This window comes from Robinsoniella sp. KNHs210 (genome assembly GCF_000686105.1).
In the GTDB taxonomy this organism is placed as follows: domain Bacteria; phylum Bacillota; class Clostridia; order Lachnospirales; family Lachnospiraceae; genus Robinsoniella; species Robinsoniella peoriensis.
Window position 1 is genome coordinate 5193724 of record NZ_JMLZ01000002.1, and the last position, 11831, is coordinate 5205554.

Genomic DNA, 11831 nt, shown 5'->3' on the forward strand with positions numbered 1-11831 from the left:
TGTTTTTTCTATCCTCATTTGGCACAGAGTCAGCCGTATAGAGCAGAAGAAATTCTTGTTTTTTGTCCTAAAGTATAATTGCAGACGGAGGCTTCTATATGGTATAATCAATATAAAATTATGCTTGACAGTTAAAACGGCAAAAATAGCTCACCTGAAAGGATATAAAAATATGAAAAGTAAAAAATGGCTGGTACAAGGGATGGCAATACTCATTATGGTGGTATTATTTTCAGTGACGGTTTTTGCGGCTGATCATCAAATTTCGGCTGCTAATACAGAGAAAGAAAATCCTCTGGAACATTCTCTTTATATAAGGGGGCAGGAGGAAGAAGCGCTGCTGACCAGTGTCAGCGAAGAAGAGTGGAAAGAATTGAAGAAAGAGGGAAAAAGGGACAAGCAGGAAACTGCTTTTGTAGTGTTTCAATCCCAGAAAGCACCGACAGAAGAAGTTACCCAAACAGATATATCCGAACTTGCAACGGAAACGGAAACGGTTGTAGAATCACAAGAAACTAATTTGCCAGTGTCAGATGAGGTATATGAAAAATCAACTGAAACCCAAAGATCTGAGCCAAGTGAGACATTTGAAGTAATGAGCGAGGCTCAAATGTCTGAGCCAAGTGAGGCATCCGAAGTCATAGCCGAGGCCCAAATGTCTGAGCCGGATGTAACATATGATGAAACAGCGGCCAAAACGCAAATGTCTGAGACAGATGAGACATACGAAGAAACGGCCAATACCAGAATGTTAAAAGAGAATGAATTGCCGGTAAAAATCCCAGAGACAGAAATGATGGAGGCAAGCAATCCGGTAAAAACTGTAAATCTTACAAAAAAACAAAAAAAATATATTAAAAAAGTATCAGATATATTTACAGAAGTGGTAGTTATCTTTAATGGCTGCTCTCCAGAAGATGAATTGTTTTTGACCGAATACCCCAATGTAATCGTAAAGGTTTTAGAAAAGGAAGTTAAAGAAACGGATCTGGAAGACATAATGAAAGCTCTTAATATAGAAGAAACCAGAAATGATTACAATCATCATATCGATGAGATTAGAGTGAACCGGAGTGAAGGGGTGGAAAGCGAGTCTGAAAAAACCACTATATTGAATAAGGAAACCAGAAAAGATAGTAGTCTTGAGAAAATTTCTGCTTCCGAAAATCCGATCACGTTGGTTGATGGTGGCGGTCTGCCGTCTGTCAGGGCAGCTAGCTCAAATAACAATGACACAGATACAGGCAATAATAAAAATAATGAGATAACCCTTACGTTTACCATTGACGACATGACTGCAGGAGAAGATATGCTTACAGCAACATGTGCGATTTCGTCGAAGAAAGAAATAACGAATGGAAAATTAACATTTACCTATGATAAAAACATAATGACTCTTGAAAGTGCAGATACAGAGGATTTAGAGGCTTATGATAACAATGATATGACATGCCAGATCAATGATGCGAATAATGGTGCTGCAACAGAGGGAACAATAGAGATGACTATTTCTTCGGCGGAGGGAGTTAAGCTGGAAGGAGATATGCTTTATTTATATTTTGATCTAAAGTCAATGGCTAAAATGGGAGATGTTTACGAAATAAAACTTGAAGTCAATGAGATGAAAAATGGCTCTGAAGATTTACCTACCAATGTCAGGCAAAGCTCGTATACCGTAAAGGAAGAAGACGAGCTTGAAAATGAAGAGGAAGAGGATGATGGAAGTGACGGCGGTGTGGATGATGGCGAAGATGATGATGAGAGCGAGCCAGAAACACAGAGAACACAGGCTGCGAACAAATCAAACACAACAACATCCGAATCTGGAACAAAAAAAACAACAACAACCGCAACCAAAACCGCACCAAAAACCGGTGATGAAACGAACACGGCACTTTGGTTAATCATGGGGCTTGCATCTATGTTAACTGTACGGTATACATATAGAAAAAAAAGAAAAGCATAATAGAGAGAATCGGTAAGAAGCCAATACACGTTAATTTTACAAATGTGTATTGGCTTTAATCGTTTTATTGCCGAACATACAAGCTTTTTTGATTCGCGTGACAGGCAGCGGAAATGGATTAAGCAGTAAGGCAGACTTGATAGAAAGCCGGATCCGTAATACTGACGAAAGAATATGACGGGAGAAGAGAAAACATCACAATAAATGGGGGCAATCTTAAGTAATTTTTTATAAAATAACAGTAGAAATGAACTTATTGGATAGTGTATACTATAAACAGTGTTGCTATATTTGTGAATAATCATTCCAGAAATTGAATGAGTGATGATGATATAGTCTGGGTACACTATGGATAAATACATAATTTCAGAAGAGGATGGATAGCCATGTGTGGAATTTGCGGATTTGTAGGCAATGTAACGGATAAAGAAACAATTTTGGGAAATATGATGGATGTTATTAAACATAGAGGACCTGATTCAGAAGGAAAGTTCTGTACCGACGAAGCTGCTCTGGGTTTTCGCAGACTGAGCATCATTGATTTGGAGAGTGGATCACAGCCTATGTTCAATGAAACAGGTGATTTAGCCTTAGTATTTAACGGTGAGATTTACAACTGTCTGGAACTGAGGGAGCGTTTTCAGAAAAGGGGACATGTTTTTGCCAATCGTTCAGACTCAGAAGTACTTTTACATGGATATGAAGAATACGGTGAAAAATTAGTAAATGAACTTCGTGGTATGTTTGGATTTGCTATCTGGGATGCTCCAAATAAGAAGTTATTCATGGCAAGAGATTTCTTTGGAATTAAGCCGGTTTATTATGCAATGATAGACGGTAGCCTGGTTTTCGGGTCAGAGATTAAAAGTATATTAGAATTCCCCGGATTTAAGAGAGAAGTAAATGAAGAAGCCCTGGAACAATACCTTTCATTCCAGTATTCTGCTATGGCGGAGACTTTCTTTAAAGGAATATATAAATTATTACCTGGTCATTACCTGACGCTTCAGGACGGCAGGCTGGAGATCACCCAGTATTTTGATCCGACGCTGGCACCACAGAAAACAAATGAGACCGAAGAAGAATTAATCCAGAAAATAGATAATGTGATGAGTGAGTCCGTTGAAAAACATATGCTGGCAGACGTGGAAGTAGGTGCGTTCTTATCAAGCGGTGTAGACTCCAGTTTCATTGCAGCCAAATATTCCGGAAACAAAACCTTTACGGTTGGATTTTTTGATGAAAACAGTCCTTATAATGAGACACAGTTTGCGAAAAAACTTTCCAAGCATCTGAATCTGGAAAATCACAGTAAAATTATATCTGAACAGGAGTATTGGGATGCGATTCCAAAGATCATGTATCATATGGATGAACCGCTTGGAGATGCAGCAGCAATAGCACTTTACTTTGTAGCGCAGGAAGCAGCAAAACATGTAAAAGTTGTTACTTCAGGTGAAGGAGCTGACGAATTTTTTGGAGGATACACAATTTACCGGGAACCTCTGGCATTAAAATATGTACAATGGATTCCAAAGCCAGTCCGCAGGGCTTTTGCTTCTGTAGCGATGAAACTGCCGGAACACATGAAGGGGAGAAGTTACCTGATCCGTGGAAGCAAATCCGTACAGGAACGTTTTATCGGAAATGCCAATATCTTTACTGCAAAAGAAAGAAAGTCCATCCTGAAACATCCTACTAAGGTTATGACACCGCAGGAGTTCCTGGATAAAAATTATAAAAAAATGGCGAAGTATGATGATACTACTAAGATGCAGTACATCGATCTGACTAACTGGCTTCCAGGGGATATTCTGCTGAAAGCTGATAAGATGAGTATGGCACATTCCCTGGAACTGCGTGTACCGTTCCTGGATAAAGAAGTATTTGATGTGGCCAGAAAAATTAATACAGAAGAAAAATTAAAAGACCATACAACTAAGTATGCATTCCGTAAGGTAGCTGAAAAATATTTACCGAAACAGACAAGTGAGAAGAAAAAACTGGGCTTCCCGGTTCCCATCCGTGTATGGCTGAAACAGGACAGCGGTTATGGAAGAACCAAGGCTATGTTTACCGGTGAAAGTGCTGGAAAGTTCTTTAATCAGAAACAGATCATGCAGCTGCTGGATGACCACAAGGCAGGCATTCGGGATAACAGCAGGAAGATCTGGGTAATCTATACATTCTTGATCTGGTACCAGGTATTTTTTGTAGAAAAGGAGCATAACTTCGCATGACAAAACAGGAATTTGCAGAGTGGGCAGGGCGGGAAACCATTATTCTGGATGGGGCAACGGGATCTAATCTGATTAAAGCAGGTCTGGGGCGCGGTGTCTGTACAGAACAGTGGATCCTGGAACATCCCCAGGTTCTTATTGATTTACAGCGGGCATATGTGGATGCCGGGAGTAATATTGTTTATGCTCCCACCTTTGCAGCGAACCGCATGAATTTGAAATATTATGGATTAGATGAGAACATCAGACAGATGAACCACGATCTTGTGAGGCTTTCAAAAGAAGCGGTACAGGGGAGAGCTTATGTCGCGGGCGATCTGACTACATCCGGTAAGATTATTGGAGCTTCTGGCGAAGTGACTTATGAGTCGCTATTGGAAATGTATAAGGAACAGATCATTTATCTGGTAGAGGCAGGCGTAGATTTACTGGTTGCTGAGACAATGATCAGCATTGATGAGACGCTGGCAGTGTTAGATGCGGCAGCAGAAGTCTGCGATCTGCCGGTGATGTGTTCCATGACTCTGGAAGCTGATGGAAGTGTGTTTGCCGGAGGAACTGCATGGGATGCGGTAGAATCCCTTCAGGAAATGGGAGCTTCTGCAGTGGGGCTTAATTGTTCTGTGGGACCGGATCAGCTGGAATCGGTAGTTGCTTCCATGAAAAGAGTTGCATCGGTTCCAATAATGGCTAAGCCAAATGCCGGAATGCCCACTATCACGGAAACAGGAGAAGCCATATACAATATGAATGCTGAAGATTTTGCAAAGCATATGATGGTGCTTGTAAAAGCGGGTGCCGGAATTGTCGGGGGATGCTGTGGTACTACCCCGGAATATATTGAGTTACTGGCCGGGAATATACGTTAATATAAGGGATTATAATCACATACTAAAAAAGGGCTGTTTTACACATAGGTAAAGCAGCCCTTTCTTAATATGTATCTTACTACTCTCTGAATTCAAATAAAGCTTTTACCGGAATACCCAGAACATCGGAGATATCAAATAACTTGTCCAATGATATTGATGTGGGCATATTCGGAGCTTCCAGATTGCTGATGTGTGTCCGGCTCAAGTTGGTGTGTTCAGCCAGCTGCAACTGGGTAAGGCCGCGCATTTTGCGGTAATAAGCAACGGTAAGACCGAGCTGCTTATATTGACTTTGGCGTTTTTTGTTCATTTTATCCATATGAATTCCTCCTTGCATATAGTTTATTCTTTGTGAGGGAAAAACGAAACAAGGCATAAACCAACATATGCAATATTTAATTTTGCAAAGAGGGAATAAAGATTTCAGAATACAATGTAAAGAATTGCAAAGATTAGTGATGCCTGGGCTTTTGAAGACTGATTTTAAACTGTATAAATTCCTGAACTTCTTTTTGAAGTATAGGGCTTAAATGATTGTAGCTGTATAATAATTCCTGCTCTTCTTTTGTCAAAATAGTGGAAATCAGGTCATATTGCTGTCCGCGGATCAGATAATCCATGCTGATACCAAATAAATCAGCCAACTGTACTAATGAATCCAGCGGCGGAGTCCGGTAACCATTTTCATAATTTGTATATGTCTGACGTTCTACATTCAATATCGTACTGACATGCTCCTGTGTATATCCGCGGTCTTCACGTAAACGGCGAAGACGCTGTCCTAAAGTTGATCTCAACATAAGATACCTCCAAATATTTTAAATATTATAGCAAGTAATGGTAAATATTTCCTTTTAGGACACGAAATGAAACTGGGATGCCACATACTGAATTTATCGCAAAATACTAGTCTGAAAGGAAAAATTATGTCTATAAAATTTTTGGAATATGATAAAGAGTGTAAACAAAAAATATGTTCACATTTCTTATTTATGGCAGTATTACAGACAAGCTGCCCTATGCAATGGGTATAAAAATGAAACTACAGGAGTGTGTGGGAGTTTATAATAGAAAAAAGAAAGAGGTATGACATTAACAGAATCAGCAGAATGCATGGAGAGAACTGCATCTGTAGAATAAGAATATCCGGGAGAAGCCTGTGGGCAGACCCTCCCGGATATTCAGAATTGTATCTGACTCAGATAGCTGTTGTGATAACGGCCATCGAATGTTACATCTTCCTGAAACCAATCAGGCGGGATAAAATTATCCGCAGTTTTTTCGTCGGGGAATTCTACCTCAGCCAGTATTAAGGGGGCAAATGGAATATCAAAGATATCCAGTTCTATTTTTAAATCCTGTTCAAGGGGGATCACGTATCTCTTTTTGGAAATGATGTTCCCATCTGCTTTCGGTTTTAGGTGTTCGTAGGCATCCTTTGTAAGAGGAAGGTTATATTCTTCCCGCACCATCATGCCCTTTCCTTTGTAAGTTAGAATATAATCATCATCCTGTCTTCGGATGCGTACCACAGGCTCTGTACATAAATACCCCTGTTCAATAATATGATAGGGGTAGGAATTCAGATTTGCCGGCAGATCTTTAATTAAATATTTTCGTTCAATCTCCATATCGTTACCTCCTTTATGAGATTAATCATAATATATTTAGATAAGAAAGTAAATTGTTTTTCTAAACTACTGGTATATTGAAAATTTTTTTGGTAGAATAGAGAAAATAGTCAAAGGAGGCTTATAAATGAGCAGGATATATATTTTTTTAGCAGATGGGTTTGAAGAAATAGAAGGACTGACTGTAGTGGATATGCTGCGTCGTGCAAATTTAGATATTACTATGGTATCCGTAGCGGGTGGTCTGACTGTGACTGGTTCCCATGGAATCCAGGTGTTGGCAGACGCTGTCTTTGAGGAGGTTGATTTTTCAGATGCAGGGATGCTTATTCTGCCTGGAGGAATGCCCGGAACTTTAAATCTGGGCAATCATACAGGATTGGTCAGTTTACTAAAGTCGGCCCATGCAGATAATAAAAAGATCGCTGCGATTTGTGCCGCACCCAGTGTACTGGGTTTAAATGGTATTTTAGAAGGAAAAAGAGCGGTTTGTTATCCTGGCTTTGAAGAGAAACTGCTTGGTGCACAAGTATCGGATGATCCGGTGGCAGTGGATGGAAATATCATCACCAGCCGGGGGATGGGAACAGCAATTGATTTTTCCCTGGCGATAATTGAAAGATTTCTGGGAGAAGCGGAAGCACGAAGGATATCAGAGTCAATTATATATAAATAGAAAAGGAAGATAGTGAGGAAAGTCTATGTTATGGACCAGATATGAATTAAAAGACAGAGCGAAGAATGTGCTGCGGGGCTGCATTTGGTCTGCAATACTGGTGTGCCTGATTACAGGTCTGCTAAGCGGGGAGTTTGGCGGAAATGGATCCGGCGGCAGGTCATCCGGTAACAACAGCACTATGGAATGGTTCTCGGGAGAAGATACCGGGGATAATGATATGGCAGATGAAGATGGAAGTGTTGACGGACAGTCCGGGATAACCGGGAGAATAACCGGTGGCGCGACGGGATTATTAAAGGATGCCGGTACCAGAATCAGCGGACTGCTGACAAGAGGCTTATTCCCGATCTATGTTTATATGGGACTGATGATGCTGTTATTCAGCATTGTAATGCATCTCCTCATCGGAATGCCGATCCTGGTAGGCGCAAAAAGGTTTTTTATGTGCAGCAGGGAAAGACGGACCGGAGTGGGCGAACTGTTATACGCATTTAAAAGCAAATATGTGATCAATGTTGTACTGACTATGTTTTTGCGGGAAGTGAAAATTTTCCTGTGGACTCTGTTGCTTATCGTACCGGGAATTATTAAAAGCCTGCAGTATATGATGGTTCCTTATATTCTTGCAGAGAATCCGGATATTGAACGGAAAAGGGCTTTTGAACTCAGTGCGGAGATGATGAGCGGACAGCTTTGGGAAGTATTTATACTAAAATTATCATTTATCCCATGGATGATTCTGGGCGGCATATCCTGCGGCATTGCAAATGTGCTGTATGTGAATCCCTATATGGCTGCCACTGAGGCAGAACTGTATGGCGTATTAAGAACATATGTGATCGAAAACGGGTTCAGCAACACCTATGAACTGCCCGGATTTGCTGAAGAATGTTTATAAAAAGTTCACGAATATCAAATAAAAAAAGTATAGCAATTTAGAAAGGCTTGTGCTATACTATTAAAATGACTGTAAGTATGGGAAAATATAGCGTTCTCCATACGATTGATTAAGGAGGAAATTAGATAACATGAGTTTACAGGTAGAGAAGTTAGAAAAGAACATGGCGAAGCTGACTATTGAAGCTTCTGCAGAAGAGCTGGAAAAAGCAATTCAGGCTGCTTATCAGAAAAATAAAGGTAAAATTAACATGCCAGGTTTCCGTAAAGGAAAAGCTCCAAGGGTTATGATAGAAAAAATGTACGGCCCGGGCGTTTTCTATGAAGATGCAGCAAACGCATTAATTCCAGACGCATATGCAAAAGAAGTGGAAAGCTGCGATTTAGATATCGTTTCACAGCCTAAGATTGATGTTGTACAGATTGAAAAAGGAAAATCCTTTATCTTTACAGCAGAAGTTGCTTTAAAACCGGTTGTAACACTTGGCGAATATAAAGGTGTGGAAGTGGAAAAGCAGGCAGTTGAAGTAACAGATGATGAAATTATGGCAGAGATTGATAAAGAGAGAGAAAACAACTCCCGTACAATCGATGTTGATGACAGAGCTGTTCAAAACGGCGATATGGTCAAATTGAATTTTGAAGGATTTGTTGACGGAGAAGCGTTCGAAGGCGGTAAGGGAGAAGACTATGACCTTACAATCGGTTCCGGAAGCTTTATCCCTGGATTTGAAGAGCAGTTAGTTGGTGCAAAGATCGGAGAAGAAATGGAAGTTAACGTTACTTTCCCGGAAGAGTACCAGGCAGCAGAATTAGCTGGTAAAGCAGCTGTTTTCAAATGTACAGTAAATGAAATCAAAGTAAAAGAACTTCCGGAAGCAGATGATGATTTTGCGAAAGATGTTTCTGAATTTGATACATTAGCAGAATACAAAGAAGACATCAAGAAGAATCTGGCTGAGAAAAAAGAAAAAGAAGCAAAAACAGCAAAAGAAAACGCAGTAGTTGCTAAAATTGTTGAAAATGCAACAATGGAAATCCCGGATCCAATGGTAGACGGACAGGTTCGTCAGATGGCTGATGATTTTGCAAGAAGAATCCAGTCCCAGGGATTATCCGTAGAGCAGTACTTCCAGTTTACAGGAATGTCAGCTGAAAAGTTATTCGAACAGATGAGACCGGAAGCTGAAAAACGCATCCAGAACAGCCTTGTATTAGAAGCAGTTGCGAAAGCAGAAGATATCCAGATCAGCGATGAGAAGGTAGAAGAAGAATTAGCAAAAATGGCTGAAATGTACAAAATGGAAGTAGAAAAACTGAAAGAAATCATGGGCGATTATGAAAAAGAACAGATCAAAAATGATTTAGCTATTCAGGAAGCTGTAACCATGGTTACCGAAGCTGCAAAAGAAATCTAATCAGACTTTTGGTGAACACATAAATTATAGAAGATAGACAGGAGGAGTCATCATGAGCTTAGTACCTTATGTCATTGAACAGACAAGCAGGGGTGAGAGATCCTATGATATCTATTCAAGATTATTAAAAGACAGAATTATCTTTCTCGGTGAGGAAGTGAATGATGTCAGTGCCAATTTAATTGTAGCACAGTTATTATTTTTAGAATCAGAAGATCCTGGAAAGGATATCCACCTTTACATTAACAGTCCGGGTGGTTCCGTATCATCAGGATGGGCAATTTACGATACCATGCACTATATCAAATGCGATGTTTCTACTATTTGTATGGGTATGGCAGCCAGCATGGGAGCATTTCTGCTGGCAGGCGGTGCAAAAGGAAAGAGATTTGCACTTCCCAATTCACAGATCATGATTCACCAGCCTTCCGGCGGTGCACAGGGACAAGCAACCGATATTAAGATTGTTGCAGATCAGATCTTAGGTACCAGAAGAAAATTAAACGAGCATCTTGCTGCAAATACGGGTCAGCCCCTTGAAGTTATCGAAGTGGATACAGAGAGAGATCACTATATGAGTGCAGAAGAAGCAAAAGCATATGGCATCATCGATGATGTGATTGCGAATCGTTAAACTATGCATGAAGATAAGGCTCCTGCTCTGTGAGTGGGAGTCTTATATAGATTTGGAAGTAATAAAAGGGCTGTTCTTTGCAGCCAAAGAAATCATTATGAGGTGGAAAGATGGCAGGGAAATATGCAGAACCAAAAGTTCGGTGTTCGTTTTGCAACAAATCAGAAGATCAGGTTCGAAAACTGATTGCAGGCCCCAGCGGGGTATATATCTGTGATGAGTGTATTGAAATCTGTTCTGAAATTATTGAAGAGGAATTAGAAGACGATTTCGGAATGGACAACGGGGACGAGATTAATCTCATGAAACCCGAAGAAATTAAATCATTTTTAGATGAATATGTAATAGGACAGGACGAAGCGAAAAAAGCGTTGTCCGTAGCAGTTTATAATCACTATAAGAGAATTATGGCAGGAAAAGATCTTGGTGTAGAGCTTCAGAAGAGTAATATCCTGATGCTTGGACCGACCGGTTCCGGTAAGACACTATTAGCGCAGACTCTGGCAAAATTATTAAACGTACCGTTTGCCATTGCAGATGCGACCGCATTAACAGAAGCAGGATACGTTGGAGAAGACGTAGAAAATATTCTGCTTAAAATAATTCAGGCAGCAGATTACGATATTAACCGTGCACAGTACGGAATCATTTATATTGATGAGATAGATAAAATTACAAGAAAATCAGAAAATGCATCCATTACCAGAGATGTATCAGGAGAAGGTGTACAGCAGGCATTGCTGAAGATACTGGAGGGAACTGTTGCAAGTGTTCCGCCTCAGGGCGGCAGAAAGCACCCTCATCAGGAATTAATCCAGATCGATACAACCAACATTCTGTTTATCTGCGGTGGAGCTTTTGAAGGACTGGACAAAATCATTGAGACCCGTATGGATACAAAGTCAATGGGATTCAATGCTCAGATAGCAGATAAAAGGGAAAAAGACATCGGAGAAATCCTGCGTCATGTACTTCCCCAGGATTTCGTAAAATTTGGTATGATACCGGAAATTATCGGACGTGTGCCGGTAACAGTTTCTCTGGAAGCATTAGATAAAGAAACCTTAATCCGTATCTTAAGAGAACCGAAAAATTCCATTATCAAGCAGTACAAGAAGCTGTTTGAACTGGACGGGGTAGATCTGGACTTTGATGAAGGAGCAGTCGAGGCGATTGCCGAGAAATCTCTTGCCAGAAAAACCGGAGCCAGAGGCTTGCGTGCAATACTGGAAAAATCCATGATGGACCTGATGTACACTGTTCCTTCGGATGAAACCATTGAGAAATGTGTTGTAAACAAGGAAACCATTGAAGGTACGGGAGATCCCGAGATTATGCACCGGGATGAAAGAGCACTTCCATCAAAAGGTACCCGCAGAAAACTAAAGATAAGTTCAGAGACTGCGTAGAGCCTGACTGACAATGCCTTGTACTGACGAAAATATCAGGCACTCTATTCTCTGAAATTTACGAAATACTGTACTAGAGGGATAA

At 40.4% G+C, this 11831-nt stretch carries 11 protein-coding genes; 8 read left to right on the forward strand and 3 right to left on the reverse strand.

The features are described from left to right. The first annotated feature begins 172 nt into the window (after positions 1-172). The 3 genes from CD03_RS0129160 (at position 173) to CD03_RS0129170 (ending at position 5075) form a co-directional block, all read left to right on the forward strand. Positions 173-1966: an LPXTG cell wall anchor domain-containing protein gene (locus CD03_RS0129160; protein ID WP_156043058.1), complete on the forward strand. Its 1794-nt coding sequence runs from the start codon at positions 173-175 to the stop codon at positions 1964-1966. A gap of 386 nt (positions 1967-2352) precedes the next feature. Beyond that, positions 2353-4206: an asparagine synthase (glutamine-hydrolyzing) gene (asnB, locus tag CD03_RS0129165; protein WP_027296632.1), complete on the forward strand. Its 1854-nt coding sequence runs from the start codon at positions 2353-2355 to the stop codon at positions 4204-4206. Continuing rightward, complete coding sequence (locus tag CD03_RS0129170) at positions 4203-5075, forward strand: homocysteine S-methyltransferase family protein (protein ID WP_027296633.1); 873 nt, start codon at positions 4203-4205, stop codon at positions 5073-5075. Before asnB ends, CD03_RS0129170 begins: the two co-directional genes overlap by 4 nt. A 79-nt stretch (positions 5076-5154) precedes the next feature. On the opposite strand, the gene CD03_RS0129175 is transcribed toward CD03_RS0129170, so the two are convergent. The 3 genes from CD03_RS0129175 to CD03_RS0129190 all read right to left on the reverse strand — a co-directional run bounded on the left by CD03_RS0129175 (position 5155) and on the right by CD03_RS0129190 (position 6709). After that, positions 5155-5397 (reverse strand): helix-turn-helix domain-containing protein, encoded by a 243-nt coding sequence (locus tag CD03_RS0129175; RefSeq protein WP_330373816.1) that lies wholly within the window; start codon positions 5395-5397, stop codon positions 5155-5157. 133 nt (positions 5398-5530) lie between these two features. Then, positions 5531-5878: a helix-turn-helix domain-containing protein gene (locus tag CD03_RS36620; RefSeq protein WP_052378037.1), complete on the reverse strand. Its 348-nt coding sequence runs from the start codon at positions 5876-5878 to the stop codon at positions 5531-5533. Positions 5879-6259: 381 nt separating this feature from the next. Beyond that, positions 6260-6709 (reverse strand): CYTH domain-containing protein, encoded by a 450-nt coding sequence (locus CD03_RS0129190; RefSeq protein ID WP_027296635.1) that lies wholly within the window; start codon positions 6707-6709, stop codon positions 6260-6262. Between the two features lie 127 nt (positions 6710-6836). Here CD03_RS0129190 and CD03_RS0129195 point away from each other — a divergent pair, with 127 nt between their 5' ends. The 5 genes from CD03_RS0129195 to clpX all read left to right on the forward strand — a co-directional run bounded on the left by CD03_RS0129195 (position 6837) and on the right by clpX (position 11746). Continuing rightward, positions 6837-7385: a DJ-1 family glyoxalase III gene (locus CD03_RS0129195; protein ID WP_027296636.1), complete on the forward strand. Its 549-nt coding sequence runs from the start codon at positions 6837-6839 to the stop codon at positions 7383-7385. 25 nt (positions 7386-7410) lie between these two features. Then, positions 7411-8286 (forward strand): DUF975 family protein, encoded by an 876-nt coding sequence (locus tag CD03_RS37520; RefSeq protein ID WP_052378038.1) that lies wholly within the window; start codon positions 7411-7413, stop codon positions 8284-8286. A 130-nt stretch (positions 8287-8416) separates the two neighbouring features. Then, positions 8417-9703, forward strand: coding sequence for a trigger factor (gene tig, locus CD03_RS0129205; protein WP_027296637.1), 1287 nt, complete (start codon positions 8417-8419; stop codon positions 9701-9703). 52 nt (positions 9704-9755) lie between these two features. Next, on the forward strand, positions 9756-10337 hold the full coding sequence (gene clpP, locus CD03_RS0129210; RefSeq protein WP_027296638.1) for an ATP-dependent Clp endopeptidase proteolytic subunit ClpP: 582 nt from the start codon (positions 9756-9758) through the stop codon (positions 10335-10337). A 110-nt stretch (positions 10338-10447) separates the two neighbouring features. Then, positions 10448-11746, forward strand: a complete 1299-nt coding sequence (gene clpX / locus CD03_RS0129215; protein WP_027296639.1) for an ATP-dependent Clp protease ATP-binding subunit ClpX — start codon at positions 10448-10450, stop codon at positions 11744-11746. Positions 11747-11831: the final 85 nt, after the last annotated feature.

Excerpts from the sequence above, each read along its gene's own strand:
- CD03_RS0129160 (WP_156043058.1), top strand. The coding sequence starts at position 173 with ATGAAAAGTAAAAAATGGCTGGTACAAGGGATGGCAATACTCATTATG.
- asnB (WP_027296632.1), top strand. The coding sequence starts at position 2,353 with ATGTGTGGAATTTGCGGATTTGTAGGCAATGTAACGGATAAAGAAACA.
- CD03_RS0129170 (WP_027296633.1), top strand. The coding sequence starts at position 4,203 with ATGACAAAACAGGAATTTGCAGAGTGGGCAGGGCGGGAAACCATTATT.
- CD03_RS0129175 (WP_330373816.1), bottom strand. The coding sequence starts at position 5,397 with ATGGATAAAATGAACAAAAAACGCCAAAGTCAATATAAGCAGCTCGGT.
- CD03_RS36620 (WP_052378037.1), bottom strand. The coding sequence starts at position 5,878 with ATGTTGAGATCAACTTTAGGACAGCGTCTTCGCCGTTTACGTGAAGAC.
- CD03_RS0129190 (WP_027296635.1), bottom strand. The coding sequence starts at position 6,709 with ATGGAGATTGAACGAAAATATTTAATTAAAGATCTGCCGGCAAATCTG.
- CD03_RS0129195 (WP_027296636.1), top strand. The coding sequence starts at position 6,837 with ATGAGCAGGATATATATTTTTTTAGCAGATGGGTTTGAAGAAATAGAA.
- CD03_RS37520 (WP_052378038.1), top strand. The coding sequence starts at position 7,411 with ATGTTATGGACCAGATATGAATTAAAAGACAGAGCGAAGAATGTGCTG.
- tig (WP_027296637.1), top strand. The coding sequence starts at position 8,417 with ATGAGTTTACAGGTAGAGAAGTTAGAAAAGAACATGGCGAAGCTGACT.
- clpP (WP_027296638.1), top strand. The coding sequence starts at position 9,756 with ATGAGCTTAGTACCTTATGTCATTGAACAGACAAGCAGGGGTGAGAGA.
- clpX (WP_027296639.1), top strand. The coding sequence starts at position 10,448 with ATGGCAGGGAAATATGCAGAACCAAAAGTTCGGTGTTCGTTTTGCAAC.